This is a genomic window from Caulobacter sp. RHG1, assembly GCF_013181195.1.
In the GTDB taxonomy this organism is placed as follows: Bacteria; Pseudomonadota; Alphaproteobacteria; order Caulobacterales; family Caulobacteraceae; genus Caulobacter.
This window is the reverse complement of sequence record NZ_SMZP01000003.1, coordinates 509,638-535,891: the sequence shown is the minus strand read 5'-3', so window position 1 is coordinate 535,891 and position 26,254 is coordinate 509,638. Positions and strand designations below refer to the sequence as shown.

At 68.1% G+C, this 26,254-nt stretch carries 29 protein-coding genes; 11 read left to right on the top strand and 18 right to left on the bottom strand.

What is annotated here, in order from left to right:
* Positions 1-29: 29 nt before the first annotated feature.
* Positions 30-1,154 carry a DNA cytosine methyltransferase gene (locus E1H18_RS10310; protein WP_172267684.1) on the bottom strand — a complete coding sequence of 375 codons (1,125 nt, stop codon included), beginning with the start codon at positions 1,152-1,154 and terminating at the stop codon, positions 30-32.
* Positions 1,155-1,202: 48 nt separating this feature from the next.
* On the opposite strand from E1H18_RS10310, the gene E1H18_RS10305 reads away from it, so the two are divergent.
* On the top strand, positions 1,203-1,643 hold the full coding sequence (locus tag E1H18_RS10305) for a COG3650 family protein (protein ID WP_172267179.1): 441 nt from the start codon (positions 1,203-1,205) through the stop codon (positions 1,641-1,643).
* A gap of 131 nt (positions 1,644-1,774) precedes the next feature.
* Here the strand turns inward: E1H18_RS10305 and rfbA are convergent, their stop codons facing one another.
* The 4 genes from rfbA to purU form a co-directional block, all read right to left on the bottom strand.
* The gene (gene rfbA, locus E1H18_RS10300; protein ID WP_172267176.1) at positions 1,775-2,662 is read right to left on the bottom strand and encodes a glucose-1-phosphate thymidylyltransferase RfbA; all 888 of its coding nucleotides are present in this window, start codon (positions 2,660-2,662) and stop codon (positions 1,775-1,777) included.
* Between the two features lie 123 nt (positions 2,663-2,785).
* The gene (gene rfbD / locus E1H18_RS10295; RefSeq protein WP_172267173.1) at positions 2,786-3,649 is read right to left on the bottom strand and encodes a dTDP-4-dehydrorhamnose reductase; all 864 of its coding nucleotides are present in this window, start codon (positions 3,647-3,649) and stop codon (positions 2,786-2,788) included.
* Complete coding sequence (gene rfbB, locus E1H18_RS10290; protein WP_172267170.1) at positions 3,649-4,716, bottom strand: dTDP-glucose 4,6-dehydratase; 1,068 nt, start codon at positions 4,714-4,716, stop codon at positions 3,649-3,651. The genes rfbD and rfbB overlap by 1 nt, the downstream gene beginning before the upstream one ends.
* Positions 4,717-4,780: 64 nt before the next feature.
* Entirely contained in the window at positions 4,781-5,623 is an 843-nt protein-coding gene (purU, locus tag E1H18_RS10285; RefSeq protein ID WP_172267167.1) for a formyltetrahydrofolate deformylase, read from the bottom strand.
* A 137-nt stretch (positions 5,624-5,760) separates the two neighbouring features.
* Here purU and argE point away from each other — a divergent pair, with 137 nt between their 5' ends.
* Positions 5,761-6,939 carry an acetylornithine deacetylase gene (gene argE / locus E1H18_RS10280; protein ID WP_172267164.1) on the top strand — a complete coding sequence of 393 codons (1,179 nt, stop codon included), beginning with the start codon at positions 5,761-5,763 and terminating at the stop codon, positions 6,937-6,939.
* Here argE and E1H18_RS10275 read toward each other — a convergent pair.
* Positions 6,902-7,942, bottom strand: coding sequence for a glycosyltransferase family 2 protein (locus E1H18_RS10275; RefSeq protein ID WP_172267161.1), 1,041 nt, complete (start codon positions 7,940-7,942; stop codon positions 6,902-6,904). The two genes, argE and E1H18_RS10275, sit on opposite strands and share 38 nt — an antisense overlap.
* 37 nt (positions 7,943-7,979) lie before the next feature.
* Between E1H18_RS10275 and rfbC the strand changes: the two genes are divergently transcribed.
* The 3 genes from rfbC (at position 7,980) to E1H18_RS10260 (ending at position 10,710) form a co-directional block, all read left to right on the top strand.
* Complete coding sequence (gene rfbC / locus E1H18_RS10270) at positions 7,980-8,543, top strand: dTDP-4-dehydrorhamnose 3,5-epimerase (RefSeq protein ID WP_172267158.1); 564 nt, start codon at positions 7,980-7,982, stop codon at positions 8,541-8,543.
* 2 nt (positions 8,544-8,545) lie between these two features.
* A complete protein-coding gene (locus E1H18_RS10265) occupies positions 8,546-9,445 on the top strand; it encodes an alpha/beta fold hydrolase (RefSeq protein ID WP_172267155.1) in 900 nt (299 codons plus the stop codon).
* Positions 9,446-9,507: 62 nt separating this feature from the next.
* Complete coding sequence (locus E1H18_RS10260) at positions 9,508-10,710, top strand: threonine ammonia-lyase (protein WP_172267152.1); 1,203 nt, start codon at positions 9,508-9,510, stop codon at positions 10,708-10,710.
* Positions 10,711-10,719: 9 nt separating this feature from the next.
* On the opposite strand, the gene E1H18_RS10255 is transcribed toward E1H18_RS10260, so the two are convergent.
* Positions 10,720-11,217 (bottom strand): FKBP-type peptidyl-prolyl cis-trans isomerase, encoded by a 498-nt coding sequence (locus E1H18_RS10255; protein WP_172267150.1) that lies wholly within the window; start codon positions 11,215-11,217, stop codon positions 10,720-10,722.
* 169 nt (positions 11,218-11,386) lie between these two features.
* On the opposite strand from E1H18_RS10255, the gene galU reads away from it, so the two are divergent.
* Positions 11,387-12,262 (top strand): UTP--glucose-1-phosphate uridylyltransferase GalU, encoded by an 876-nt coding sequence (gene galU / locus E1H18_RS10250; protein WP_172267148.1) that lies wholly within the window; start codon positions 11,387-11,389, stop codon positions 12,260-12,262.
* A 113-nt stretch (positions 12,263-12,375) separates the two neighbouring features.
* Here galU and queG read toward each other — a convergent pair whose 3' ends face one another.
* The 5 genes from queG to E1H18_RS10225 form a co-directional block, all read right to left on the bottom strand.
* On the bottom strand, positions 12,376-13,494 hold the full coding sequence (gene queG, locus E1H18_RS10245) for a tRNA epoxyqueuosine(34) reductase QueG (RefSeq protein ID WP_172267146.1): 1,119 nt from the start codon (positions 13,492-13,494) through the stop codon (positions 12,376-12,378).
* Positions 13,475-14,161, bottom strand: coding sequence for a glutathione S-transferase family protein (locus E1H18_RS10240; protein ID WP_172267144.1), 687 nt, complete (start codon positions 14,159-14,161; stop codon positions 13,475-13,477). Before E1H18_RS10240 ends, queG begins: the two co-directional genes overlap by 20 nt.
* A gap of 126 nt (positions 14,162-14,287) precedes the next feature.
* On the bottom strand, positions 14,288-15,736 hold the full coding sequence (gene rfaE1, locus E1H18_RS10235; protein ID WP_172267142.1) for a D-glycero-beta-D-manno-heptose-7-phosphate kinase: 1,449 nt from the start codon (positions 15,734-15,736) through the stop codon (positions 14,288-14,290).
* 16 nt (positions 15,737-15,752) lie between these two features.
* Entirely contained in the window at positions 15,753-16,667 is a 915-nt protein-coding gene (locus E1H18_RS10230) for a cation diffusion facilitator family transporter (RefSeq protein ID WP_172267140.1), read from the bottom strand.
* Between the two features lie 31 nt (positions 16,668-16,698).
* Complete coding sequence (locus tag E1H18_RS10225; RefSeq protein WP_172267138.1) at positions 16,699-17,784, bottom strand: citrate synthase/methylcitrate synthase; 1,086 nt, start codon at positions 17,782-17,784, stop codon at positions 16,699-16,701.
* A gap of 76 nt (positions 17,785-17,860) precedes the next feature.
* Here E1H18_RS10225 and E1H18_RS10220 point away from each other — a divergent pair, with 76 nt between their 5' ends.
* On the top strand, positions 17,861-19,009 hold the full coding sequence (locus tag E1H18_RS10220; RefSeq protein ID WP_172267136.1) for a citrate synthase family protein: 1,149 nt from the start codon (positions 17,861-17,863) through the stop codon (positions 19,007-19,009).
* Positions 19,010-19,105: 96 nt separating this feature from the next.
* Here the strand turns inward: E1H18_RS10220 and E1H18_RS10215 are convergent, their stop codons facing one another.
* Positions 19,106-20,119, bottom strand: coding sequence for a ligase-associated DNA damage response exonuclease (locus E1H18_RS10215; RefSeq protein WP_172267134.1), 1,014 nt, complete (start codon positions 20,117-20,119; stop codon positions 19,106-19,108).
* Between the two features lie 40 nt (positions 20,120-20,159).
* On the opposite strand from E1H18_RS10215, the gene E1H18_RS10210 reads away from it, so the two are divergent.
* The 3 genes from E1H18_RS10210 (at position 20,160) to E1H18_RS10200 (ending at position 21,396) form a co-directional block, all read left to right on the top strand.
* Positions 20,160-20,657: a PaaI family thioesterase gene (locus E1H18_RS10210; protein ID WP_172267132.1), complete on the top strand. Its 498-nt coding sequence runs from the start codon at positions 20,160-20,162 to the stop codon at positions 20,655-20,657.
* The gene (locus tag E1H18_RS10205; protein ID WP_172267130.1) at positions 20,657-21,076 is read left to right on the top strand and encodes a PaaI family thioesterase; all 420 of its coding nucleotides are present in this window, start codon (positions 20,657-20,659) and stop codon (positions 21,074-21,076) included. Before E1H18_RS10210 ends, E1H18_RS10205 begins: the two co-directional genes overlap by 1 nt.
* Before the next feature lie 221 nt (positions 21,077-21,297).
* Complete coding sequence (locus E1H18_RS10200; protein ID WP_172267118.1) at positions 21,298-21,396, top strand: hypothetical protein; 99 nt, start codon at positions 21,298-21,300, stop codon at positions 21,394-21,396.
* Positions 21,397-21,501: 105 nt separating this feature from the next.
* On the opposite strand, the gene E1H18_RS10195 is transcribed toward E1H18_RS10200, so the two are convergent.
* The gene (locus E1H18_RS10195) at positions 21,502-22,413 is read right to left on the bottom strand and encodes a histone deacetylase (RefSeq protein ID WP_172267115.1); all 912 of its coding nucleotides are present in this window, start codon (positions 22,411-22,413) and stop codon (positions 21,502-21,504) included.
* 81 nt (positions 22,414-22,494) lie between these two features.
* Between E1H18_RS10195 and E1H18_RS10190 the strand changes: the two genes are divergently transcribed.
* Positions 22,495-23,349: an acyl-CoA thioesterase II gene (locus tag E1H18_RS10190; protein WP_172267112.1), complete on the top strand. Its 855-nt coding sequence runs from the start codon at positions 22,495-22,497 to the stop codon at positions 23,347-23,349.
* A 1-nt stretch (position 23,350) separates the two neighbouring features.
* On the opposite strand, the gene E1H18_RS10185 is transcribed toward E1H18_RS10190, so the two are convergent.
* From E1H18_RS10185 to rpsP, 4 genes are read right to left on the bottom strand one after another with little or no spacing between them, the layout of a single operon-like run.
* Positions 23,351-24,397 carry a S41 family peptidase gene (locus E1H18_RS10185; protein WP_172267109.1) on the bottom strand — a complete coding sequence of 349 codons (1,047 nt, stop codon included), beginning with the start codon at positions 24,395-24,397 and terminating at the stop codon, positions 23,351-23,353.
* Positions 24,398-24,455: 58 nt separating this feature from the next.
* The gene (locus E1H18_RS10180; RefSeq protein WP_370526475.1) at positions 24,456-25,061 is read right to left on the bottom strand and encodes an NUDIX hydrolase; all 606 of its coding nucleotides are present in this window, start codon (positions 25,059-25,061) and stop codon (positions 24,456-24,458) included.
* A 21-nt stretch (positions 25,062-25,082) separates the two neighbouring features.
* Positions 25,083-25,649 (bottom strand): ribosome maturation factor RimM, encoded by a 567-nt coding sequence (gene rimM, locus E1H18_RS10175; RefSeq protein WP_172267106.1) that lies wholly within the window; start codon positions 25,647-25,649, stop codon positions 25,083-25,085.
* A 57-nt stretch (positions 25,650-25,706) separates the two neighbouring features.
* Positions 25,707-26,240: a 30S ribosomal protein S16 gene (rpsP, locus tag E1H18_RS10170; protein ID WP_172267103.1), complete on the bottom strand. Its 534-nt coding sequence runs from the start codon at positions 26,238-26,240 to the stop codon at positions 25,707-25,709.
* Positions 26,241-26,254: the final 14 nt, after the last annotated feature.

Here is a 26,254-nt window from a genome sequence, read left to right as displayed (position 1 = left end):
TAGACCCCCAATTCCCAGCTGTCAGGAGGTCATTCGGCGGCGAGGCTTGCAGTTTTGCTATAGACCAGCGGCTCCAGCAGGCTTTGGGCCAGCCAGCGCACGGCCGGAACCGCGACGCCGTCGCCGATCACCTGCAGGCCGGCCGTCTGCGAGCGCGGCAGGACGTAGCTTTCGGGCAGGCCCATCAACCGCGCGCCCTCGCGGGGACTGACCAGCCGCGAGCGGACGACGCCGTTGTCGATGACCAGCAGCGTCTGGCGCGAGGAGCCGCCGCGCGGCGTGCGCAGGCAACCCGCGAGACCGTCGAACCGCACCTCGGCCCGCTGCTCGCCGCCGCGCATTCGACGGAACACCGCTCCGACCGAGCGACCGCCTTCGCGGACCCGCAGCTCGACCGCCTGGCGGTGGGTGGGGGCCATCAGCGCCAGCAGGGCCTGCGTTCGCTCGTCCGCGTTCCAGGTCACGGCGGCGTCGTCCTCCAGCACCACCGCCAGGTCGGTGTTGCGGGCCGGCGGCGAGGGCACGCCCCACCAGATCCAATGCGCCTTCAGGTCGTCGGGCAGGCGCGCGGCGGCCTCGCGCACGGCGCGGGTGTGGAAGGCGCTGCCGCCTTCCAGCTCGCCGGGCTCCAGGCGGGTGGCGACCACGAACACACGGGGACGCGACTGCGGGGTGAAGGCGGCCGCGTCGATCTCCAGCGCTCCGAAGCGGTAGCCCTCTTCCGACAGCACCCCGCACAGGGCGGTGAAGTCGTCGCCGCCGTGCGAGGTCAGCAGGCCCACGACGTTCTCGATGACGATCACCGGCGGGGCGCGCCCTTCGGCGGACAGCGCCTTCATCAGGGTCCAGAAGCCGAAGAAGGCCGAGGACTTGCCGCCGGCCAGGCCCGCGCGGGCGCCGGCCAGGCTGAAGTCCTGGCAAGGGCTGGACGCCCAGGCCAGATCCGCGGTCGGCAAAGCCTCGGCGGTCAGGGCGAAGACGTCGCCGGTGTGGAAGTGCCCTTCAGCGTCGGCGAAGTTGGCGCGATAGGTCTCGGCCTTGACCGCGTCGAAGTCGTTGGCGAAGGCGCAGGACCAGCCATCGCCCAGACCGAGGCGGGCCATGCCGCCGCCGGCGAAGAATTCCAGGAAAGTGGGGGGCGTCGAGCGATTCATCACGTTGAACTCTAGCGTTCGTCGTCGGCTGAGGGGATAGACAAAGACATGCGCATCCACGCCTTCCTCATCTCCGCTCTCCTTCTGACCGCTTGCGGTCAGACCCCCATGGGTTCGGCTGAGGAAGCGCCGCCGCCGGCCGATGCGCCGATGACGGTGGGCCCCGACTATTCCGGCGATTTCGACGCCGTGGGGACCGAGCCGTTCTGGAACGTGAAGGTGCGCGAAGGCAGCGTGACTCTGTCGCGCCCAGACCACGCCGACGTCGCTCCAGCCAATCCCGGCGTACGGGCCGATGGCGAGCAGGGTGTCTGGGACGCCACCATCGGCGAGGACCAGCGCCTGGTGCTGCGCGTCACCCCCGGCGAGTGCTCGGACGGCATGTCCGACCGCCGCTACGGCTATGTGGCCGAGGTGTGGATCGACGGCGAGACCCTGAAGGGCTGCGCATCGAAGACCCAGGATCTGGCGGAACAGCCGAAGCCTTAGGGCAGAGCGCCCCCTCCGGCCCTTCGGGCCACCTCCCCCGCTTCGCAGGGGAGGAGCGTTCTTTCCTCACCCGTGAAACGGGGGAGGTGGATCGGCGCGAAGCGACGAGACGGAGGGGCGCTCGCGAGCGCTTAAAGCGCCCCGTGCTCGCCCTGCCCCGCGATCATTTTCAGATACGCCCCATACGGAGACTTCTGCAGGTCGTGGGCCAGGCCCAGCAGCTGCTCGGTCGAGATCCAGCCGTTCTGATAGGCGACCTCCTCGACGCAACCGATCTTCAGGCCCTGGCGGTGTTCCAGCGTGCGCACGAACTCCGAGGCCTCCAACAGGCTGTCGTGGGTGCCAGTGTCCAGCCACGCGAAGCCCCGGCCCATGCGCTCGACCGACAGGGCGCCCGCTTCCAGATACAGGCGGTTGATGTCGGTGATCTCCAGCTCGCCACGGGGCGACGGTTTGAGGTCGCGGGCGAAGTCGACGACGCGGTTGTCGTACATGTAGAGGCCGGTGACCGCCCAGTTCGAGCGGGGCTTCTCGGGCTTCTCCTCGATCGACACGGCCTTGCCAGCGCCGTCAAACTCGACGACGCCATAGCGCTGCGGGTCGTTGACGAAATAGGCGAAGACGCTGGCCCCGTCCTTGGAGCGATCCTTGGCGCCCTGCAGGATCCGGCCCAGGCCCGCGCCGTAGAACAGGTTGTCGCCCAGGACGAGGATCGACGGTTCATTACCGACGAAGTCCGCGCCGATGCGATAGGCCTCGGCCAGACCGTTCGGATCGGCCTGCTCGGCATAGGAGATGTTGATCCCCCAGCGGGCGCCGTCGCCCAGCAGGCCCTCGAACAGCGGCAGGTCGCGCGGGGTCGAGATGATCAGCACGTCGCGCACGCCAGCCATCATCAGCACCGACAACGGATAGTAGATCATCGGCTTGTCGAAGACCGGCAACAGCTGCTTGCTGATCGCCAGGGTCACGGGATGGAGCCGCGTGCCCGAACCGCCCGCGAGGATGATGCCCTTCATTACGTCTTCTTCTTCAGTCCTGTGGCGAAACCCTAGAGGGGATTCCGCGACGGCGTGAGCCATAGTTTCGGGGATTGCGGGTTCGACACCATGATTTCGCGCAGGTCTTGGCGAAATCGAGTCCTAAGCGTGACCCTTGGCGGCGAGGTAGCGGTCCAGCGCGTCGGTCCAATGCGCCATCGGCCGGCCGATCGCAGCTTCCAACTTGGCGTTCGAGAGTGCGCTGTAGGGCGGCCGGCGGGCCGGGGTCGGGAACTGGCTGGTCGGGATCGGCGCGACCTCGGCGGCGACGCCGGCTCTGGCGATGATCGCCTGCGCGAACGCGCACCAGCTGGCCACGCCCGAATTGACCACGTGATAGTCGCCAGCCTGCGCGTTCGCCGCGATCAGGTCGAGGATAGCCTCGCCAGCGTCCCAGGAGGCGGTCGGCGACATCACCTGGTCGGCGACGACGGTCAGGCGGCCGCGTTCCTTGCCAAAGCGGATCATGGTCTCGACGAAATTGCCGCCCTTGCCGCTGGCCCCGGCCACGCCGAACAGCGAGGCGACGCGGGCGACGATGACGTCGTCATGCTCCAGACGGGCCAGGTCCTCACCCAGAGCCTTGGTCGCGCCATAGACATTGACCGGCGCGCGACCAACGACTTCCGACAACGGCTCGCGCTGAGCCTGGCCGCCATAGACGTAGTCGGTCGAGACCTGAACCAGCCGCGCGCGCCTGGCGGCGCAAGCCTTGGCCAGGCGGCTGGCGAAATGGGCGTTGATCGCCACGGCCGGGCCCGGGTCTTTCTCGCAATCATCGACGCGGGTCACCGCCACGCAGTTGATGGCGACGTCGAACGCGAGGCCGTCGAATGTGACGCCTGGGTCAGCCGCATCGATCTGGGCGCGGGTCACCGGGACGAGGTCGAGGCTTCGTTGGTGCGCCAGTGCGACCAGGTCCGAACCCATCTGGCCGTTGGCGCCGAAGAGGACGATACGCGGCATCAGTCGGTCTTCAGACCCAGGCGCTGGCCGGCATAGCGCTCGCGCAGCGGCGCCCACCAGGTCTCGTTGTCCAGATACCACTGGATGGTCTTGCGCAGGCCGGTGTCGAAGGTTTCCTGCGCCTTCCAGCCCAGCTCGGTTTCCAGCTTGGTGGCGTCGATGGCGTAGCGGGCGTCGTGGCCCGGACGGTCGGCGACGAAGGTGATGAGGTCGCGGCGGCGCTGGCCGGCGATCGGACGCAGCTCGTCAAGCACGTCGCAGATCGCCTCGACCACCTCAAGGTTGGTGCGCTCGTTGCGGCCGCCGACATTGTAGCTCTCGCCCGGGACGCCCTTGGTGGCGATCAGGTGCAGGGCGCGCGCGTGATCCTCGACGTGCAGCCAGTCGCGGACATTGTCGCCCTTGCCGTAGACCGGCAGCGGCTTGCCTTCCAGGGCGTTCAGCGTGACCAGCGGGATCAGCTTCTCGGGGAAGTGATAGGGGCCGTAGTTGTTCGAGCAGTTCGAAACCACCACCGGCAGGCCGTAGGTGTGCTGCCAGGCGCGGGCCAGGTGATCGGAAGAGGCCTTCGAGGCCGAATAGGGCGAGCGCGGGTCGTAAGGCGTCGTCTCGCTGAAGAGGCCCTCGGCGCCCAGGCTGCCGAACACCTCATCGGTCGAGATGTGGTGGAAGCGGAAGCTATCCTTCGCCTCACCTTCCAGGCTCCGCCAGTGCTCCAAGGCCGCCTGCAGCATCACATATGTGCCGACGATGTTGGTCTGGACGAAGTCGCCTGGGCCGGTGATCGAGCGGTCGACATGGCTCTCGGCGGCCAGGTGCATGATCACATTGGGGCGGAAGGCCTTCACGGTGGCCGAAACGACCGCGGCGTCGGCGACGTCACCCTGCACGAACTGGTAGTCGGCCTTGCCCTCGATCATGGCCAGGCTGGCCGGCGAGGCCGCGTAGGTCAACTTGTCGAAGTTGAGGATCGCGACATCGTTCTGGCCAGCGAGGTGGCGGCACACGGCCGAGCCGATGAAGCCCGAGCCGCCGGTCACCATCACGCGTAGAGTCTGCTGAGACATGCCCTGAAATGCTCTGCCTTTAGAAGAGGATGCCCCGTATCCAGTTTTTCCTGTACGCGCAACCTTAGTCCGTGAAGACCACGGTCTTGCGCCCGTTCAGCAGCACCCGGTCTTCCAGGCGATAACGCAGGGCGCGGGCCAGGACCCGGCGCTCAATGTCGCGGCCCTTGCGGATCAGGTCCTCAGGGGTGTCGCGGTGGCTGATGCGCTCGACGTCCTGTTCGATGATCGGGCCTTCATCCAGGTCGCCGGTCACATAGTGGGCGCTGGCCCCGATCAGCTTTACGCCGCGCGTATGGGCCTGGTGATAGGGCTTGGCGCCCTTGAAGCCGGGCAGGAACGAGTGGTGGATGTTGATGCAGCGACCGGCCAGCTTGGCCGACAGACCGTCGGACAGCACCTGCATGTAGCGGGCGAGCACGACGATGTCGGTCTTGGTCTCCTGGATCAGCTTCCACAGTTCGGCTTCCTGCTCGAACTTGGTTTCCTTGGTCACCGGCAGGTGGTGGAACGGGAGGCCCGACAGGTCGACATTGCCGTAGGTCTCGGCCGGGTGGTTGGAGACCACGCCGGCGATGTCCATTGGCAGCTCGCCGATCCGCCAGCGATAGACCAGGTCGGCCAGGCAGTGGTCGAACTTGCTGGCCAGCAGCAACACGCGATAGCGCTCGGTGCGGTCGCGCAGGGTCCACTTCATCTTCAGCGCGGTCGCGACGTCGCCGAACTGTTCGCGGACCGTCGTGCGGTCGGCCCCATCGGCGTCGAACACCACCCGCATGAAGAACTGGCCGGTCTCCTGATCGTCGAACTGCTGGGCGTCGAGGATGTTGCAGCCGCGCTCGAAGAGGAAAGCGGACACCTTGGCGACGATGCCGCGCTGGTCGGGGCAGGAGAGGGTCAGGATCATGATGCGAACCCTCTAGGCGACCGGGCCGCCGAAGAAAAGCGCCGGAACGCCCAGCCGGCAGCCGTTTTTGACCGCCTGGCGGGAGTTTTCCTAAAGCAGGGTGGGCGCGGAAGCGGGAACCGGTCTAGGCTCGGACCATGGTTTCCTCCTCCGAAGTCCTGTCAGAACGCGCCGTCGACATCCTGGCCAAGCTGGTGGCGTTCGACACCACCTCGCGCCGCTCGAACCTCGAGCTGATCCAGTGGGTCGAGGCCTATCTGGCTCATCTCGATATCCCTTCACGTCGCGTCCCCAACGCCGACGGGACCAAGAGCAACCTGATGGCCACCATCGGTCCGGCGGTCGAGGGCGGGATCGTGCTGTCGGGCCATACCGACGTCGTCCCGGTCGACGGCCAGCCGTGGTCCAGCGATCCGTGGGTGCTGACCGAGCGCGACGGGCGGCTGTATGGCCGAGGGACCTGCGACATGAAGGGGTTCCTGGCTTTGGCGCTTGCCGCTGCGCCGGACCTCGCCGCCGCGACGCTGAAGAAGCCCGTCCATCTGGCCTTTTCGTATGACGAGGAGATCGGCTGCTTGGGCGCGCCGGACATGATCGCGGTCATCGCCAAGGAGGTCCCCCGCCCGGCCCTCGTGGTGGTCGGCGAGCCCACCGACATGGTCGCCGTGCGCGGCCACAAGGGCATCGCCACCTTCACGGTCACCGTCACCGGCCGCGAAGCCCATTCCAGCCTCACCCACCTGGGCGTCTCGGCCAACACCGTGGCGATCAAGCTGATGGCCAAGCTGGTCGCGCTGTCCGAGACCCTGGAGCGCGAGGCCGATCCGAACTCGCCGTTCATGCCCAAGGGCGCGACCCTGACTGTCGGCATGGTCCATGGCGGCACCGCCGGCAACATCCTTGCCCGCGAGTGTAAGTTCCTGTTCGACCTGCGCACCCTGGCCGGCCAGGATCCCATGGCCCTGCTGGCCGACTTCTTCGCCGCCGCCCAAGCCATGGACGCGGCGATCAAGGCCAAGGCCCCGGAAGGCGGGGTCAAGGTCGAGCGCCGCTCGCTGACTCCGGCCTTCGCGCCCGAGGAGGACGGCGTCGCCGAGGCTTTCGCCCGCAAGCTGGCCGGCGACAACGGCCCGCCCCGCGTCGCGCCCTACGCCGCCGAGGCCGGCCAGTTCCAGGGCGCGGGCTTCTCGACCGTGATCTGCGGCCCCGGCTCGATCGACCAGGCCCACCAGCCCGACGAATATGTCGAGCTCAGCCAGATGCAGCGCGGCGCGGCGTTCATGCGCCGGTTGATCGAGGACCTCTCCACGTCCTGATCACGAACCGTCGGCCAACGAAGGCGGCCGGATCGATCGACATCACCCGCAGGATCGCGCCGGGTGACGCCTTGCGCTTGGCCTGGATGGCGCGGCGGTCGATCATGACCTGATCCAGGTTCTCGCGCTTCAGCGCCGCCTTTATGCCGCGTAGCGCTGAGCCGACATCGCCCCGACGCCAGTGCAGCAGCAGCAGGCCCGCCGTCACCGCCACATGCAGCGGCAGAGTGACCGGGAAGAGCCAGCCCGGCGTGTTCTTCAGGAAGGTCCAGATCCGATTTCTTGAGCCGTGGAAGATCGCGAAGTCCGACCGTACGCCGGTGCTGGCCGAGCCGACATGGGCGACCTTGGCCTTGGGCAGCAGCAGGGTCGGCTGGCCGTAGAGCCGCAGGCGATACCCCAGGTCGACGTCCTCGCAGTAGCAGAAGTAGCGCTCATCGAAGCCGCCGGCCTCTAGGAACAGCGCGCGGTCGATCAGCATGGCCGCGCCGCAGGCCGAGAACACCTCGCCTTCGGGCAGCTGGGCCGGGATCCTGCGGCCATACCCCCCGCGGAACGGTATGCCCGCGCTGGTGACGTTGTCGCCGGCCCCGTCCAGCAGCCCGGGCTGGTCGGCCGACAGCTGCAGGGATGCAAAGCTCTTAACCTCAGGATGGCGCGCAACGCCCGCCATCAGCTCTTCCAGCCAGTCAGGCTCTGCATAGGCGTCAGGATTGAGCAGGACCAGCCACCGGCCCTTGGCCCGGCGGGCGGCGAAATTGTTGCCGGCCGCAAAGCCCAGATTCGCTCCGGCCTCGACGAAATCGACCCACGGATGGGCCTTGGCCGCCGCCTGAGGCGCGCCGTCGGTCGAGGCGTTGTCGATCAGGATGGTCTCGAAATCGCGGAAGGTCTGGGCCGCCAGCCGCTCCAGGCACGGCGCCAGGGTCGGACCGCTCTGGTAGGAGACGATGATCACGCTCACCGCCGGCGCAGTCTTGTTTTCGGTCGCTTCAGGCGGCATCGGTGGTGGGTTCGTTTCTCAAGGCAAAGTACGCGTCATGAAGATCACGCCGCTGGCGATCCCCGAAGTGCTGCTTATCACGCCCGCGCGCCATGGCGATGAGCGCGGCTGGTTTTCCGAGACCTTCCGCCAGGCGGCGCTGGAGGAGGCTGGATTTAGGGCCGCCTTCGTCCAGGACAACCACGTGCGCTCGACGACGCGCGGCATCCAGCGCGGCCTGCACTACCAGAAGCCGCCCCACGCCCAGGACAAGCTGCTGCGCTGCGTGGTCGGCTCGATCTTCGACGTAGCGGTGGATATCCGCAAAGGCTCGCCGACCTATGGCCAGTGGGTCGGGGCCGAGCTGTCGGCCGAGAACCGCCAGCAACTGCTGGTGCCCAAGGGCTTCGCCCACGGCTACGTGACCCTGACCGACGCCTGCGAGGTGCTCTACAAGGTCACCGACTACTACGCGCCCCAGGCCGAGGGCGCGGTGCGCTGGAGCGATCCGGCGGTCGGCATCGACTGGCCGATCCCGGCCGCCGAGATCACCGCCAACGACCGCGACAACGCCGCGCCTCTGCTGGCCGACATCGACTCGCCCTTCGTCTACGAGGCCTGAGCATGAGCTTCACCGACTTCTTCTGGACCTCGCACGAAGGCCTGCCGCTGCACGCGCGGGACTATGCTCTCGCCGGCGAGGCCCAGAAGCTGCCGGTGATCTGCATCCACGGCCTGACCCGCAACGCCCGCGACTTCGAGGACCTGGCCCCGCGGATCGCCGCCACGGGCCGCCGGGTGCTGGCGGTCGACGTGCGCGGCCGGGGGCTTTCGGCGCGCGATCCGAACCCGATGAACTACCACCCCGGGACCTACGCCGCCGACGTCGTCTCGCTGCTGCAAGCGGCCGGGATCGAGCGGGCGGTGTTCGTCGGCACCAGCATGGGCGGGCTGATCACCATGGTGCTGACCTCGATCCGTCCCGACGCGATCGCCGCCGCCGTGCTGAACGATGTCGGCCCCGAGCTGTCGCCGGTCGGCCTGGCCCGCATCGCCGGTTATACCGGTATGGCCAGCCGCTTCGAGACCTGGGACGAGGCCGTGGCCTACGCTCGCAAGATCAACGAAGCCGCCTTCCCCGACTACGGTCCGCAGGATTGGGACGCTTTCGCCCGCCGCCTGTTCGACGAGACCGACGGCGCGTTCGTCCTGGCCTACGACCCTGACATCGCCGCGCCGATCAAGGCCGCCGCTGAAGCGCAACAAGCCGCGCAGGATGCGGGCGGCCAGGCGCTGGCCCCGCCCGACATGTATCCGCTGTTCCGGGCGCTCACGAAGGACCGCCCCATCCTGCTGGTGCGCGGCGGAATCTCCGACCTGATCGACCCCGCCATCGCTGAGCGCATGCGGATCGCCGCCCCTCACATGGCCTATGCCGAGGTCGCGAACACCGGCCACGCACCGATGCTGACCGAGCCGCAAGCCTGGGCCGCCATAGAAAACCTGCTGGAGACCGCGCCCTAAAGGGGTGTGCCCGGATGGCTTGGCCGTGTTAGACGCCCCCAAGTCTCGTGTCCGGAGCGCCTATGACCCTCGACCTCGCCGCCATCCAAGCCGCCGCCGGCCGCCTGAAGGGCCAAGTCGAGCGCACGCCGTGCCGCTATTCCAAGACGCTGTCGAAGATTACCGGGGCCGAGGTCTGGGTGAAGTTCGAAAACCTGCAGTTCACCGCCGCCTACAAGGAGCGTGGCGCGCTGAACAAGCTGATCCTGCTGTCGGAGGCTGAGAAGGCCAAGGGCGTCATCGCCGCCAGCGCCGGCAACCACGCGCAGGGCCTTGCCTATCACGGCGCCCGTCTGGGCGTGCCGGTGACCATCGTCATGCCCAAGACCACGCCCTTCGTGAAGGTGCAGCACACCCGCGACTTCGGCGCGACCGTGGTCATCGAGGGCGAGACCTATGACGACGCCAACGCCCACGCCCGCAAGCTGCGTGACGAACAGGGCCTGACCTTCGTCCACCCGTTCGACGATTACGACATCATGGCCGGCCAGGGCACGATCGCTCTGGAAATGTTGGAAGACGCTCCGGACCTGGAAATCCTGCCTGTGCCGATCGGCGGCGGCGGCCTGATCAGCGGCGTGGCCACGGCGGCCAAGGCCCTCAAGCCCGACATCCGGATCGTCGGCTGCGAGCCGGCCATGTACCCGTCCTTCACCGCCCGCATGCGCGGCGTCGCCGCCCACTGCGGCGGCCAGACCATTGCCGAGGGCGTGGCGGTCAAACAGGTCGGCGACCTGACCTATGGCGTCGTGCGCCCACTGATCGACGACGTGCTGCTGCTGGAAGAGCCGCACCTGGAACAGGCCGTCTCCCTCTACTGCAATGTCGAGAAGACCATCGCCGAGGGCGCCGGCGCGGCCTCGCTGGCGGCGCTGCTGGCCTATCCCGAGCGCTTCCGCGGCAAGAAGTGCGGCCTGATCCTGTGCGGCGGCAATATCGACACCCGCCTGCTGGCCTCGGTCCTGACCCGCGAACTGGTCCGCGCCCAGCGCCTGGTGTCCCTGCGGATCATCGGCGACGACCGCCCGGGCCTGCTGTCGACCGTGGCCTCCGTCATCGGGACCATGGGCGCCAACATCATCGAGGTGAACCACAACCGCCTGGCCCTGGACGTGCCGGCCAAGGGCGCGGAGTTCGACATCACCATCGAAACCCGCGACGCCCAGCACACCCAGGACGTCATGAACGCCCTGCGCGAAAGCGGCTACCCGCCCCGCGCAGTCTAGTTCTCGCCCCTACTCCTTGCGCGCGCCCCGGGCGATCCGGTTCACGCCCAGGAGCTCGATCCGGAAGATCATCACGCTGTTGCCGGGGATCGGGCCCTTGTCCTGGGCGCCGTAACCCAGGGCCGGCGGCACGTAGAGCGTCCACTCGTCGCCGGCCTTCATGCGCTGCAGGGCGATGACCCAGGCCGGAACCAGGCCGTCCAGCGGAAACACGGCCGGCACGCCGCGCTCGTAGCTCGAGTCGAACACCGTGCCGTCCAGAAGCTTGCCCTCGTAGTGGACCTTCACTTCGTCCGCCGGGGTCGGATGCATTCCCCCTTGGGGCCCTTCGTGAACGACCTTGTACTGCAAGCCCTGGGGCAGGGTGACGACGCCCGGCTGCTTGGCGTTTTCGGCCATGAAGGCGTCGGCGGCGGCCAGGTTCTCCTGGGCCTTCTTGTTGGGACCGCAGGCAGCCAGGGCCAGGCCGGCGGCGGCGAGGGTGAGAAGGAGAGCGCGGCGCTTCATGGAGACCTCGGGCGTAAACTGGCTGCTGAGCTAGCACGGACCGCGCGGGATTCCATCTGTGGACGAGCGAAGGTGGGCGCGGCGCGCATTTTCACGGAACGGTGGTGGCGCTCGTCCCCGACGCCGCCTAGAAACGGCCTCCCGTACAGAGACATAAGACGAGCCGCTGATGAAACCCGTTCGTAAAGCCGTCCTTCCCGTCGCCGGCCTGGGCACCCGCGTGCTGCCTGGCACCAAGACCACGCCGAAGGAACTGTTGAACGTCGTCGACCGGCCGATCCTGTCCTACATCGTCGAGGAAGGCCGCAAGGCCGGCATCGAGCACTTCGTCTTCGTCACCGGCCGCGGCAAGGGCGCGATCGAGGACTATTTCGACCATCAGGTCGAGCTGGAAGCCCAGCTGGAAGCCAAGGGCAAGACCGACATCCTCGAGCAGCTGCGCGCTGAACTGCCCAAGCCGGGCGAGATGAGCTTCGTGCGCCAGATGGCCCCGCTGGGCCTAGGCCATGCCGTGTGGTGCGCGCGCGACATCATCGGCGACGAGCCGTTCGCGGTCATGCTGCCCGACGTCATCGTGGATGCTGACCCTTCGGCTTTGGGCCAGCTGATCGAGGTCTATGACAAGGTCGGCGGCGGCAATGTCATCGGCGTCGAGGAAGTGCCGATGGAAGACACCCACAAGTACGGCATCGTCGCCCCCAGCAAGATCGACGGCCGCCTGGCCACGATGAGCGGCATGGTCGAGAAGCCGGCCAAGGGCACGGCCCCGTCCAACCTCTCGATCGCTGGCCGCTACATCCTGCAGCCCGAGATCTTCGACCTGCTGGCCAGCCAGGAGAAGGGCGCCGGCAACGAGATCCAGCTGACCGACTCGATGGCCAAGCTGATGACCCAGCAGCAGTTCCACGCCTATGTCTACGAAGGCGTCACCCACGACTGCGGCGACAAGATCGGCCTGCTGCGGGCGAACGTGGCCCTGGCCCTGAAGCGTTCGGACCTGGGCGCTGCGGCGCGTGCTGCGGTCGAAGCGGCGCTGAAGGCTTAAACTCCCCCCACCTGATCGCTTCGCGATCGTCCGCCCCCAAAGGCGGGTGGAAGGAAGCAGCGCCCTTCTTCCCCCTCCGGGGGAGGAGGGCCGTCAGGCCCGGAGGGGGCAAGCTACACCCACTCCGCCAAGACCTCTGGATCGTCTTCGCGGCCTTTGAGGGCAAGCGCCCCCTCCCCGGCCAGTCGCCGCGCCGCCCAGACCGCCGCGCCACGGACCACCGGCGCGGGATCCCGCAACAGCGGCTCGACCACCGCCATCAGCGCCGCATCCCCGCTATTGCCGATCGCGTAGAGCACGTTCCTCACGAAGCGATCGCGGCCGATCCGCTTGATCGGGTTCTTCGAGAACAGCGCCCGGAACTCGGCGTCGTCCAGCACTGCCAGCTCGGCCAGGGACGGCTGTTTCAGCGCCTCGCGGGCCTGCAGCTTGGCCTCGCTGGAGAGCGACGCGAACTTGTTCCACGGGCACACCGCCAGGCAATCGTCGCAGCCATAGATCCGGTTGGCCAAGGCGGGCCGGAACTCCGCCGGGATCGGCCCCGCCAGCTCGATGGTCAGGTACGAGATGCACCGGCGCGCGTCCAACTGGCGCGGGGCGGGGAAGGCCTGGGTCGGGCAGATATCGAGGCACGCGCTGCAGCGGCCGCAGTGGTCGACCTCGGCTTCGTCCGGCGGCAGGTCCAAGGTGGTCAGCACACTGCCCAGGAACAGCCACGAGCCGAACTGGCGCGAGACCAGGTTGGTGTGCTTGCCCTGCCAGCCCAGGCCGGCCCGCTGGGCCAAGGGCTTTTCCATCAAGGGCGCGGTGTCGACGAACACCTTCACGTCATTGCCGAACCGGCGGTGCATCCAGCCGGCCAGCACCTTCAGCCGCTTCTTGATGACGTCGTGATAGTCGTCGCCCTGGGCGTAGACCGAGATGGCCGCGTCGCTGGCCGACTTCAGCTGCTCCAGCGGGTCGATGTCGGGGCCGTAGTTGACGCCCAGCACCACCGCCGATTTCGCCTCGGTCCACATGGCCGTCGGGTGCGAACGCCGGTCCAGCGTCTCCTCCATCCAGCCCATGGCGCCGTGACGCTCGGCCTCGACGAAGGCCTTCAGCCACTCGCCATTGGGCCAGGCGGCCGCAGCGTCGGCGAAGCCGCAGGTCGAGAACCCGAGGTTCAGAGCCTCGGCGCGGATCTCGTCCTTGATGCGGTCGGGGGAAAGCTCAGAAGTCGAGGTCGTCATAGTGCGCGGCCGGCGCGAGGCCGGGCCAGCGATCGGCCAGGATGGGCCGGAAGGCCGGCCTCGACTTGAGCTTCATGTACCAGGTCTTGGCCGTGGTGAAGTCCTTCCACGGCACGTCGCCGAAATAGTCGATGACCGACAGGTGCGCGGCGGCGGCGAAGTCGGCCAGGCTCATGCGGCGGCCGGCCAGCCAGTCGCGGGTCTGCAGCAAGCCGTCGATGTAGCCCAGGTGCGCCTTCAGCGCCTCGCGCCCCTGACGCAGGGCGGCCAGGTCCGGCGCCCCCATGCGCAGTAGGCGCTTTTCCATCTTCTCGTGCAGCAGGAAGCCGTTGACCTCGTTGTCGAACTTGCGGTCGAACCACTGCAGCAGACGGCGGGCCTCGGCGCGCTCGCCGGCGTCGCGCCCCAGCAGGGCCGGCTCGCTCTCGGTCTCTTCCAGATGTTCGAGAATGGCGCGGGTTTCGCAGATCACCGCGCTGCGCTGGTTCTTGGTCTCGACCAGCACCGGCGTCAGGCCCGACGGGTTCAGGGCCGCAAAATCGGGCGGCGCCTCCCAGTAACGGACCTGCACTTCTGTGAACGGCAGCCGCTTCTCGCCCAGCACAAGACGCACCTGCCGCGAGGCAGGGTCGAGGGGGAAGTGGTGAAGGGTGCGTTCGACGCTCATGCCCAGGGACACTCAGGCTGCATCAAAAGAGCGATGCGCCGCTTTGCTTAACAAGAGATTGCCGAACGGCGTTTATCCTGGAAATCCAGGCTTTTGCGCGACGTTTTGACTCTATTTGCGCTCAAGCTAGCTGTTCATGCGCGCGATCAGGTTCGTCGTGCTCTGGCCCTGCTTCAGCTGCGCCAGCACGACCTTGCCGCCATAGCCCAGCACGATGTCCGAGCCGACCACGGTCTCGACCGTATAGTCGGCGCCCTTGACCAGAACGTCGGGGTGAAAGGCCTTGATCAGGTCCAGAGGCGTGTCCTCGTCGAACAGCACCACCAGGTCCACCGACGACAGCGAGGCGAGCACCGTGGCGCGCCCCTGCTCCTTCTGCACTGGCCGGGTCGGCCCCTTCAGCTTGGAAACCGAGGCGTCAGTGTTGAGGCCGACGATCAGCCGGTCGCAGGCAGCCTTGGCCTGGCTCAGCAGCGAAACGTGACCGGGGTGGAGCAGGTCGAAGCAGCCGTTGGTGAAGCCGACCTTCAGACCGCGCGCCCGCCAACCCTCGACGATCTGCCGGGCCTGGTCACGGTTGGCGATCTTGATCTCACCCGGGTCTTCGTCAGAACCGGCCCGGGCCATGAGCTCGGCGGCGGTGACGACGTCGGTGCCCAGCTTGGCTACGACCAGGCCGCCGGCCAGGTTGGCCAGATGCGCGGCGTCAGCGAGGCTGGCGCCGGCCGCCACGGAGAGCGCCAGGGTCGCGGCCACGGTGTCGCCAGCGCCCGAAACGTCGAACACCTCGATCGCCGTGGCCGGCAGGTGAACGTGCGGCTGGCCGCGCACCGACAAGGTCATGCCTGCGCCGCCACGGGTGATCAGCGCCGCGTCCAGCCCCGGGGCCATGGCCAGGATCGCCGCGCCGGCGTCTTCCGAAGCCGCGTCGGAATTGTCGGAAATGCCCGTGGCCTCGGCGGCCTCCTTGCGGTTGGGCTTGATCAGGGTCGCGCCGTCATAGCGTGCGAAGTCGCGGCTCTTGGGGTCGACGATCACCGGCTTGCCAGCGGCGCGAGCAGCGTCGATCGCGCCGCGCACGACCTGGGCGGTCAGCACACCCTTGGCGTAGTCGGACAGCACCACGACGTCGGCGGCTGGCAGGCGCGCCGTGAAGGCGGCCAGCAGCGTCGCGGCGTCGCCGGCGCTGCGGTCCTCACGGTCGACGCGCAGCATCTGGTGCGAGCCGGAAATGTAGCGGACCTTCTCGGTCGTGCGGCGCGCCGGATCGACGACCAGCTCGGCTTCCAGGCCCGGTTCGGCGTCGATCATGCCGCGCAGGGCCGCGCCGGCGTCGTCCTGGCCCACCAGGCCGATCAGCACTGCCTTGGCGCCGAGGGCCGCGACATTGCGAGCGACATTGCCGGCCCCGCCGAGCATGGCGGTTTCCTTCTCGACCGCGATCACCGGCACCGGCGCCTCGGGCGAGATGCGGTCGACCGTCCCATAGATGAAGCGGTCCAGCATCACGTCGCCAAGGACCAGCACGGTCTTGTCGGCAAAAGCGCGAGGGAGGTGGGCGAGGGCGTCTTGCATGCGCAAGTCCGTAGCCTCACACGGGCGCGGAGAAAAGTCCGCCGTGCGGCTCGGCCCGGCCGCGCGGGTCGGGATGGATCAGGATATCGGCCGCCGGGAAGGCCGCCAGCAGCCGGCTCTCGGCCTCGACCATGATCGTGTGGGCCTCTGCCAGCGAGATGTCGGCGGCCAGATCGGCATGCATCTGCATGTGGACGTAAGGTCCCGACGCTCGGGTCCTCAGCTGATGGACGCCCAGGATGCGCGGGTCGGCGGTAGCCAGTTCCAGGATCCGCGCGCGATCTTCCTCGGGCAGTTCGTGGTCCATCAGCTGGCCCGAGGCCTCTCGGAACACGCCGATCGCGCCCCAGATCAGCCACAGCGCCACGATCAGGCCCGCCGCCGCGTCGACCCAGGACAGGCCCAGCCAAGACGCCGCCGCGACCCCGACAAGGGCGACGGCGTTTGAACCCAGGTCGGCAGCGTAGTGCGCGCGGTCGCCGGAGATGGCGATCGAGCCCGTGGCCTTCAGCACCCGGCTCTGGGCGGTGATCAGGGCCAAGGTCAGGGCGATCGAGATCAGCATCACCACGATGCCGATCACGCCATGCTCGACCGGACGCGGATTGAGGAAGGCGTGAAAGGCCTCGCGGCCGATCAGGGCGCCGGAGGCGAAGACCAGACCGCCCTGCATCAGGCTGGAGAACGCCTCGGCCTTGCCGTGGCCGAAGCGGTGCTCGGCGTCCGGCGGAGCCTGGGCGTAGCGGACCGCGAACAGGGTCACCAGCGAGGCGACCAAGTCGAGGCACGAGTCCGACAGCGAGGCCAGGATCGCCACCGAACCGCTGGCCTTCCAGGCGACCGCCTTGACTCCGATCAGGATCGTCGCCGTCGCCACCGACAGCAGGGCGACGTTCCGGGTGGCCTTGGCGTTGGCGGTAGAGAGAGACATGGCCTCTCTCTACCGCAACCTGAGCCGAAGGCTAAGCCGCCTCGCGCACCCCCGGCCCCACATAGACCGACTGCGGGCGGATCAACCGTCCTCCGGCCAACTGCTCGCGGGCATGGGCCAGCCAGCCGGCGACGCGGCCCATGGCGAAGACGCAGGTGAAGCTGGACGGCGGCAGGCCGAGAGCCTCAAGCAGTAACGCCGTGTAGAACTCGACATTGGTGTCCAGGGGCCGATCCGGCTTGTGCTCGCGCAGGATGTCCAGCGCCGCCCGCTCGACGGCTTCGGCAAAGGTCAGCCTGCCGGGCAAGCGTTCGGAAGCCGCCGCCAGCTTGCGCACGGCTGCCTTCAGAGCGTCGGCGCGCGGGTCTCGGACCCGGTAGATGCGATGGCCGAAGCCCATCAGCCGGTCACCGCGCGCCAGGGCCTTCTCCAGCCAGGGGCGGGCGTTCTCCGGCGTGCCGATCTCATCCAGCATGTCGATCACCGGCCCCGGCGCGCCACCGTGCAGCGGCCCCTTCAAGGCTGACAGCCCCGCCAGCACGGACGAAGTCAGGCCGGCGCGGGTCGAAGCCACCACCCGGGCGGCGAAGGTCGAGGCGTTGAGACCGTGATCGCAGACCGTGACCAGATAGGCGTCCAGCGCCGCGGCCTCGGCGTCGGTCGCGGGAGTTCCACGGGTCATACGCAAGATGTCGGCGGCATGCGACAGGGCCTGGTCCGGCGCAACCGGGGTCTCGCCCTGAGCGACGCGCAGCACGGCCGGCGTGAAGACCGCCGGGGCCGCCAGCAGCAGCAGTGCGGTCGGCAGGTCATCACCGTCGGGCAAGCGGGCCAGCAGGGCGCGCATGGCCTCGACCGGATCGCGGCGGGCCAGGCCCTCGTCCAGGGCGGCAACCTCGGCGAAGGCCCGGACCCTGGCCTCACCCAGGGCCGGCGCCAGATCGCTGGGCATGTCCTCGAAGAAGCCGTCGAACAGCAGATGGGCGGCCTCCTCGTAGCGGGTGCGGCCCGAAAGATCCTCCACGGCATAGCCGCGGATCACCAGGCGGCCCTTGGCGCCATCGACATCGGAGAGAACGGTGTGGGCGGCGATGACGCCCTCAAGACCATCGGACATGTGCGGTCTCCTTTCGGGTTTCGAAGGAGCGCTCGCACCGCTTGATCGTCAATCTTGATCAATATAATCAATCTATATGACGGATTGGCTCGACGCGGATCAGGTATTGGAGCGGCTGGGGATCCGGCCGCAAACGCTCTACGCCTATGTCAGCCGGGGCCGGATCGAGGCCAGCGCCCATCCCCACGACCCGCGCCGCAGCCTCTATCGCGCCTCGGATGTCGCGGCCCTGGCCCAGAAGAAGGCGCGGGGTCGTCGCGCCGCCGACGTCGCCGCCCAGGCCATCGCCTGGGGCGAGCCGGTTCTGCCTTCGGCCATTACCACCATCGCTGGCGGCCGCCTGTGGTATCGCGGCCAGGACGCTGTAAGCCTTGCCGAAAGGCTAGGTTTTGAGGAGACCGCGAGACTGCTGCGCGGCGGCCACGGCGCGGCGCTGAGATCGGTTCAACGCCCCGCTCCGCCCCTCGCCCATGACGCCCGAGCGCGGCTCTTCCTGACCCTGGCCGCCCGCGCCGGTCGCGAACCGCCGGCTCGAGGCCGCGCGCCCCTGGCCCTGGCGATGGAAGCGGCCGACCTCCTGGAAGCGGTGGTCGACGCCGCCACCGGCCAAACCGGCGAAGGTCCGGCCCACGCCCGCTTCGCCGCCGCTTGGGGCCTGGACGCGGCCGGCGCCGACCTCGTCCGCCGCACCTTGGTTCTGCTGGCCGACCACGAGCTGAACGCCTCGACCTTCGCTGCGCGAGTGGCGGCCTCGACCGGGGCGTCGTTGTCGGCGGCCTGCCTGGCGGGCCTGTCGGCGCTGTCGGGTCCGCTGCACGGTGGCATGGCCGCTCGGGTCGAGGCCTTCGTCGAGGAGGCCGAGCGCCGCGATCCCGGCCACGCGGTATCGGCCCGCCTGGTGCGGGGCGTGTCCATGCCTGGCTTCGACCATCCGCTCTATCCCGACGGCGACCCGCGCGCGGCGGCGCTGCTGCCGGCGTTCGAGGCCCCGCCCCTGCTGGCCAGTCTGCGGACAGCGACGGAGGACGCCACGGGTCTGTCACCCAATATCGACTTCGCCCTGGTGACCCTCGCCCGAACCCTGAAACTGCCGCCGGACGCGCCGTTCATCCTGTTCGCCACGGCCCGCAGCGCCGGCTGGACCGCGCACGCCATCGAGCAACTGCAGACAGGCCGCCTGATCCGGCCACGGGCGCGGTATGTCGGAGAGGCTCCCCCCACCTGATCGCTTCGCGATCGTCCGCCCCCAAAGGCGGGCGGAAGGCGCCGTTCTGTCTTCCCCCTCCGGGGAGGAGCGCGTCAGCGCGGAGGGGGCCAGCACCTACTCCCCCTCCTCCTCGTCGTAGCCGACCAGACGCAGCGCCTTGGCCGGCAGGCCTTCCAGCTCGCACCAGCGCTCCAGGGCCTCCTCGCGGCCGTGGGTGATCCACACTTCGCCGGGGCGCAGCTCCCAGAGCGTGGCCGTCAGCTCGTCCCAGTCGGCATGGTCGGACAGGATCAGCGGCAGCTCGACGCCCCGCTGCCTTGCCCGCGCTCTCACCCGCATCCAGCCCGAGGCGAAGCAGTCGACCGGATCGGGGAAGCGCCGCGACCAGCGATCGGCCACGGCGCTGGGCGGCGCGATGACAATCTGGCCGGCGAAGGCGTCCTTCGGGCCGGAAGACGTCGCCGGCGCCAGCGGTCCCAACTCGACGCCATGGGCTTCGTAGAGGGCGTTCAGCCGCTCCAGCGCCCCATGCACGAAGATGGTCTTGTCCCAGCCCGCCTCACGCAGCAGCCGGATCACGCGCTGGGCCTTGCCCAGAGCATAGGCCCCGACGAGATGGCAGCGGTCGGGGAACTGCTCGACCGAGGCCAGCAGGCTCCTGATCTCTCCGGCGTCGTCGGGATGGCGGAAGACCGGCAGGCCGAAGGTCGCCTCAGTGATGAAAACATCGCACGGCACGGGCTCGAACCGGGCGCAGGTCGGATCGCGGCGGCGCTTGTAGTCGCCGGACACCACCATGGTCAGGCCCTTCCAGCGCACCACCGCCTGGGCCGAGCCGAGTACGTGGCCGGCCGGGACCAGGGTCACCTCGACGCCGTTGTGGCTGATCGTTTCGCCATAGGGCACGGCCTGGCGTCGCTCGGTGAAATCCTCGCCATAGCGCGTCGCCATGATCGCCAAGGTCTCGGGCGTGGCGGCCACCGCGCCATGGCCGGCGCGGGCGTGGTCGGCGTGGCCATGGGTGATCACCGCCCGGTCCACGGGACGGACGGGGTCGATGTAGAAGTCTCCCGGCGGGCAGTAGAGGCCGCCCGGTCGGGGACAGAGAAGGTCTTCGGGTCTGATCACGGCTGGATATCACAACGCGGAAGACGCTAAGCCTATCCGCATGAGCGACAACGAACAGACCAAGCTGATCGCCACGGCGATGAACGAGGGCAGCCCGCAGGCCAAGGCCCTGGGCTTTTCCACCCTGGAGATCGGCGACGCGGTGGCGATCCTGAAGGTCCCCTACCGGCCCGAGATCGTCGGCGATCCCGAGACGGGGGTCATCGCTGGCGGCGTGGTCACCACCCTGCTGGACCACGCCAGCGGCCAGGCCGTGCACGCGGCCATGGAAAACTTCACCTCGATCGCCACCCTGGATCTACGCATCGACTACATGCGCCCGGCCGAGCCCGGCCTGGACGTCATGGCCCGGGCCCACTGCTACAAGCTGACCCGCTCGGTCGCCTTCGTCCGCGCCGTGGCCTACGACCGCGATCCGGAGGACCCCGTGGCCACCGCCCAGGCGACCTTCATGCTCGACTCGAGCGCCGGCAAGAAGCCGGGCGCCAACCTGAAGCCCTCGCGCGAACCGCGCGCCAAGACCGGAAGCGTGGACTGATGAGCGACGCCGACACCCGCCTGGTCTCGATGCTGGACGCCATTCCCTATGCCCGCTTTCTGGGGGTGCGGGCCGAACTTGCTGGCGACGAGATGACCGCCGTCCTGCCGTTCGCCCACCATATCGTCGGCAATCCGATGCTGCCCGCCATCCATGGCGGCGTGCTGGGAGCCTTCATGGAGATGACCGCCCTGGCCCAGCTTTCGGTCGCCGCGCCGATGAAGCGCCAGCCCCGCACCATCGATGTCTCGATCGAATATCTGCGTTCAGGCCGCCCACTGACCACCTACGCGCGCGCCACGATTAAAAAATTGGGGCGCCGCATCGCCAACGTCCATGTCGAGGCCTGGCAGGAAACCCGCTCGGCCCCGATCGCTACGATGCGAGGCCTCTTCCTCGTCGCGCCCAGCGAGGACTGAGTTTACGACGTGTTCGGACGATCGTCTCAAAGGATAAAGTTTCCCGAGAAACGAATTTTCAGAGAAACATTAATCCCAGTTAATGCGCGATCATGTGCGACATATTCCCTTAAATCGCCGTCATGAAGCATGAGTAACGTGCATTAACCCGAGTCAGCGCCTACATCCTTGCTCATCGGACGCCGACGTGGCGCCCGCCAATGAAAACAGGGATCAAGACCATGACCATCAAGACCAACGCCGTCGCCGGCTTCGCCTCGCTCGTTCTCGCGGTTCTGCCGCTCGTCATCATCGCCGGTTCGCTCGCTTCGAGCTTCTAAGTGATCGCCGCGTAGCCTCCGTCAGGCGCTTCTTGTGAGCCGCCTCGGCGGAGATGGCGACCTCCGGGTCGCCCAAGACTGATTAGGGAAAGAAGCCAAAAGGCTTCAGGAATACAGAGATTTGGCCGTCCGATGCAGGATGGCGTGGCGGGCAGCCAGGCGGTCGATATCCGCGTCGTAGCCCCCGCCGATGACCCCGACCACCGGGATCCCGCTCTCTAGACAAGCGCCCAGGACATTGGCCTCGCGTCGCCCCAGACCCTCGTCGGTCAGCGACAGCCGGCCCAGCTTGTCGTCCGCGTGGGGATCCACTCCTGCATTGAAGAAGACGATGTCCGGCCGGACGCTGCTGAGCAGCGCCGGCAGGATCTCTTCGAGCTTTTCCAAATAGGCGTCGTCGCCCGTCCCGTCGGCCAGTTCGATGTCCAGATCGCTGACCGCCTTGCGATGCGGGAAGTTCTTCTCGGCATGCATCGAGACGGTGAAGACGCTGGGATCGCCCTCGAAGATCCGCGCCGTGCCATCGCCCTGGTGAACATCCAGATCGACGACCAGGGCCTTGCCGATCGCGCCCTCGGCCAGCAGCCGCCTGGCCGCCACCGCCACGTCGTTGAACACGCAGAACCCCGCGCCGCTCTCGGCCGAGGCGTGATGGCTGCCGCCGGCGGTGTTGCAGGCGATGCCGTGCTCCAGAGCGAGGCGCGCAGCCAGGAGCGTGCCGCCGGTCGCCGCCCGGGCCCGGGTGGCGACGCTGTCGGTGTTGGGCATGCCGATCCGCCGAACCACCTCAGCCGGCAGGGAAAGCTCGATCACACCCCGCACATAGTCTTCCGTGTGGGCCAGAAGCAGGGTCTCGACGTCGATGAACTCGGGCCGCGCAAAGCCCTCCGGCCCCACCACGCCCTCGGCTTCCAGCACGGTGGCCAGGCGCGAGAACTTGTCCATCGGGAAGCGATGACCGGCCGGCATTTCGGCGCGGAAGGCAGGATGGTGGATGATCGGAGGGCTGCGCGACATCGACCCACGATGGGGAGCGCGACCGACTGACGCAAGGTCATGTCTTGCGGCGCCGCACAAGCGCGCTTATCGCACTGCTCCATGCAGACCACCGAGAACCTCGCCGACATCCTCGACCTCGAAGCCATCGAGGTGAACCTGTTTCGGGGCGTCAGCCCCAATGACGGTTTCCCGCGCATCTTCGGCGGCCTGGTGATCGCCCAGGCCCTGCTGGCGGCCTACAAGACCGTGCCGGACCGGGTCTGCCACTCGCTGCACGCCTACTTCATCCGCCCGGGCGATGTGAACGTTCCGGTGCTCTACGAAGTCGAGCGCGCCCGAGACGGCGGCACCTTCACGACACGTCGCGTAGCCGCGATCCAGAACGGCGAGCAGATCTTCAACTTGGCCTGCTCGTTCCAGACGCCGGAAGAGGGTTTCGAGCACCAGTCGGAGATGCCGACCGCGCCCGGTCCCGAGACCCTGCCGACGGAGGCGGAGTTCCTGCGCAGCCTGGGCGACCAGATCCACCCCAAGATGCTGGCCCACCTGGAAAAGCCACGCCCCGTGGACGTGCGCTGGGTCGACATGCAGAATCCGGTCGCCCCGGTGAAGAAGTCGGGGACCAAGGAAGTCTGGATGCGGGCCAAGGCCCCGCTGGGCGACAATGTCCGCATGCAGCAGGCCGCCCTGGCCTATGCGTCGGACATGGCGTTCATGGAGAGCGCCCTGCGTCCGCACGGCCTGATCTGGACGACCCCGGGCCTCCAGGGCGCCAGCCTGGACCACGCCATGTGGTTCCACCATCCGTTCGACTTCAACGACTGGACCCTGTTCGCTCAGGACAGCCCCAGCGCCTCGCAGGGTCGCGGCCTGGTGCGCGGCCAGATGTTCAGCCGCGACGGCAAGCTCCTGGCCTCGGTGGCCCAGGAGTGCCTGATGCGGGTGCGGAAGTAGTCTAGAGCTTCTGGTCGGCCGTCAGCGCCGCCGCCGGGTCGGCGATGGCGTCGGCGCGTTCCTTGTCCGAGCGCGGGGTCGAAACCAGCGGCTTGGCCGCAGCCAGGGCCCGGCGATAGGCCTCGGTCAGCGCGCTTTCAGGCGGGGTCTCAACGTCCGGCTGGACGCCGACGCCCTCCCAACCCTTGCCGGTCAGCGGATGGATCGCCTGACCGTTGGGCACGAACACCGACAGGCCGAACCCCAGCGCGGGCGCATCACGATTGGCCGGATTGCCGCCGCCGCGGGTGCGCGTCCCCACCAGAAGGCCGCGCTTGTTGGCCTGGATGTCGTAGGCGAACTCCTCGGCCGCCGAGAAGGTTCGGTTGGCGACCAACACATAGACCGGTTTGTCGGCATAGAGCGGCCCGCGCGCCGGTGTGTTGGGCTGGCGGCGCTCGATCGTTTCGCGCCCGTCGGCCTCGCGCCAGTGCAGCTCGGCCATGGCCAGCGGCTTGCGCGACAGATGACCCAGCAGGCGCTCGTCCGAGGCGCCGCCGCCGCCGGTGTTTTCGCGCAGGTCGATGATCAGGGCGTCGGTGTGCTGCAGCAGGGCCATCGCGTCTTCGATCACTTCGGCGCCAGCCGCCGTCTGCTCGAAGTAGCGCAGCTTCAGATAGCCGATATTGCCTGGCAGACGGCGCACCGCCATCAGGCCGTAGGCCAGGCGCTGGTCGAGCAGAGCCTGTTCGGTGGCGCTGAGCCCGGCCTGGTTGGCGCTGGCGGTGGTCACCGACACCTTCAGGTGCTGGTCGCCCGAGGTCTTAAGGGTAATGGCGCTGAGCGCCTGGGCCAGCTGCTCGCGATCATGGATGGCCACGAGGCGTTTTCGCTCCGCCTTTAGCGCCGCCTGGACCTGCTTGGCCTTGGCCGCGTCGAAATAGCCATTGAGGTTGGAGACCAGCGTATCCACCACCTGCCCGGCCTGCTTGGCGGTCAGTTCCTCGGCCGCCAGGACAGGCGAAGCGACGGTGAGCGCGGCGGCGGCCGCGAGGGCAAGAAGGCGCATGGACAATCCCCGTTTGCACAGCGGGCGTTTTCTCCCACCACGCGCGCGGACGGGCCAGTTAAGCCTGCGTCATGACCTGTTTGTCATCCACGGAAAACTTCACGACACCAGCCTCGGCCAGGCCGCGCAGCAGCGAGGCGGCCTGCATGCCGACGGTCAGTTCGCCAGCCAACGCCATGCGCAGGGCCTCGGCGGCGGTGACCCAGAAGCTCTCGATGCGCTCGCCCGGATCATCCTTCGGTTCAGCCACGCGGACGACGTCACGAGCCAGGACGATGTGGACGCGGTTGGTGTGAGTGCCGGCGTTGGGGCGGGTCTCGCCGATCAGGGACAGGGTCCCGGCGCAGCCCGCCTCCTCCAACAGCTCGCGGGTGGCGGCCGCCACTGGGTCGGCTTCACCCTCGTCCATGCCGCCGGCCGGCAGTTCGACGGAAATGTCGCCCAGGCCGTGACGGTACTGCTTGATCAGCAGGACGTTGTTCTGGGCGTCCAGCGCCACGACCTCGACCCAGTCGCGATACTCCAGGACATAGTAAGGCGCGACCACGGCGCCCTCGTCGGTGACGCAGTCGTCGGCGCGCAGGCGGATCCAGGGGTCTTGGTGAACGATGCGCGAGGCGGTGACCCGCCACTTTCCGATCGAGGTCGATTTCGGCGAGGTCACAACGCACTCCTTCGGAGACAACTAGTCCCGGTCGCCCAGCTCTTCGTCTTCAGCGGGGCCTTCGTGCTCGCCGACCAACGCGGGCGGATCGGCCAGGATCAGACCTTCGCCGATCTTGACCTCGGGCACAGCCGCCCGCGTGAACGGCAGGAACCAGGTCGGGCCGCCCAGGTCAGGGGTGATCTCGAGAATGTCGCCGGCGCCGAAATTCTGGACGCTTTTCACGCGGCCCAGCAGGACGTCGGTCGTGATGTGACGGACGGTCAGGCCGACCAGGTCCGTCAGATAGAACTCGTCTTCCTCGGGCTCGGGCAGGGCCGAGCGAGGGACATACAGGCGCAGTCCGCGCAGGGCGTCGGCGGCTTCCTTGGTCTCGACGCCCGGGCAGCGGCAGACGACGCCGTCCTTGGTCTTGCGCGCCGAAGCAATGGTCAGAGCGACCGAGCCGTCCTGGCGCTTCAGCGTCTTGAAGGCCGCGATGCTCATCGGGTCTTCGGTATAGGTCGAAATCCGCACCTCGCCGCGCACGCCGAAGCCGCCGGCCACGCGGCCGACCAGGATCATCGGGTCATCGGGAGTGTGAGCCATGGTCTGGACAGAGTCGCGCCGCCGACCCGGAAAGGATCGACGGCGCTGGAACCCTGATTAGCCTTCCGAGGCTTCTTCAGCCGGAGCTTCAGCGGCCACTTCAGCAGCGGGGGCCTCTTCAGCAGCGGCTTCGGCCGGGGCTTCTTCAACAGCCGGAGCAGCAGCGGCGGCAGCGGCAGCCGCGGCGGCGGCTTCAGCAGCAGCGGCCTTCTCGGCTTCGGCGGCGGCCTTGGCGTCGATCTCGGCTTGCTTACGGTCTTCTTCGCGCTGAGCGCGCTCGGCCGAACGCTCTTGAGCCTTCTTGCCCGGAGCGCCCTTTTGCGGGTTGTTGCCGTGGGTCCAGGCGACCAGGCCTTGAGCGGCCAGGAAGCGGGCGACGCGGTCGCTCGGCTGGGCGCCCTTCTTGAGCCACTCCTGGATCGACTCGACCTTCAGGGTCACGCGAGCCGGGTCATCCTTCTTGAGGAGCGGGTTGTAGGTGCCGACCTTCTCGATGAAACGGCCATCGCGCGGCGAGTGGCTGTCAGCGATGACGATCGAGTAGTACGGACGCTTCTTGGCGCCGCCACGGGCGAGACGGATCTTCAGCATTTGAGGTAGTCCTT